This is a genomic window from Streptomyces sp. AC627_RSS907, assembly GCF_019049165.1.
In genome coordinates this window covers 1-581 of sequence record NZ_JAGMUE010000277.1, presented here as the reverse complement: position 1 = coordinate 581, position 581 = coordinate 1, and the positions used below count along the sequence as shown (strand labels likewise).

General features: G+C 77.1%; 1 protein-coding gene. It reads right to left on the bottom strand.

What is annotated here, in order from left to right; translation table 11 throughout:
- The coding region (locus tag KUM32_RS33260; RefSeq protein WP_217145645.1) for an alpha/beta fold hydrolase at window positions 1-581 on the bottom strand (581 nt) is incomplete at both ends.

The following is a 581-nucleotide window of genomic DNA, read 5'->3' as shown; positions in this document are numbered from 1 at the left end:
TATCCGAACGGCGCCGGCGGCCGCAGTTTGGCAACGTTGCTAGTGCGCAGGTAGTCGCGCAGTCCGTCGCCGAGCGGGGCCCAGCGCTCGGTGCGGCCGAGCGCCCGGTAGACGGCGCGGTCGAACTCGGCCGGGCCGAAGCCGTCCACCGGCCGGGCCGCGAGCCGCTCACGCGCCCGCGCGTACGCCGCCCGCACCTGGCCGGCGCTCTCGCCGAGCCCGTACCGGCCCGGGTCGCCGGCCAGCCAGCCGAAGAGCACCTCGCGCTGGCGCAGCAGCGCCGCGGCCTGTCGGACGTCGAAGTCGTGCCAACTCCACGGCCCGACAACGCTGTCCAGCACCATCCGGCCGGCGCGGTCCGGGAAGAGCGTCGCGTACGCCGCGCCCAGGTAGCTGCCGTAGGAGACGCCGAGGAAGTGGGTGCGGGGCTCGCCGAGCGCGGCGCGGATGGCGTCCATGTCGCGCGCCGTCGCCTCGGTGGACAGCCCGCCGAGCGCCGCCGGGCCCGCGCCGTGGGAGCAGTCATCGGCCAGGTCGCGCAGCGCTGTGAGGTGGCGCCGCTCGCCGGCGGCGTCGGTCGG